The sequence below is a fragment of the Variovorax sp. MHTC-1 genome (assembly GCF_003984645.1).
In the GTDB taxonomy this organism is placed as follows: domain Bacteria; phylum Pseudomonadota; class Gammaproteobacteria; order Burkholderiales; family Burkholderiaceae_C; genus Variovorax.
In genome coordinates, this window is the sequence record NZ_RWKI01000115.1 from 1 (window position 1) to 344 (window position 344).

At 71.8% G+C, this 344-nt stretch carries 1 pseudogene; it reads left to right on the plus strand.

The features are described 5' to 3' along the window. A pseudogene (locus tag EJI01_RS29035) lies at positions 1-344 on the plus strand (hypothetical protein); the annotation flags it as partial.

The following is a 344-nucleotide window of genomic DNA, read 5'->3' on the forward strand; positions in this document are numbered from 1 at the left end:
ACACCGCCCTGCCGGGGCGCCTGCCTGCCACGCTCGTGCAGTGGTGGTACCCGGTGCCGACGGCGAACGCCACGCCGGTCCAGCTCGCAGGCGTCGTCACCGACTACGCGGGCCTGGGTTCGCTCCGCGTCCTGGGCACGCCGGTGGACGCCTCTTCCGCGCAGATCACCGGCGGGCCTGCCGCCTCGGTCGGCAATGGCGTGAAGGTGGACGTGGCCGGCACGATGTCCAACGGCGTCCTCGAGGCGACCAAGCTCAGGATCAGGCATGTGCCGGGCACCGGCGGGCCGGCGTCGTTCACCCTGATCGGGGCCATCGGCAACTTCAGCTCCGCATCGAGCTTC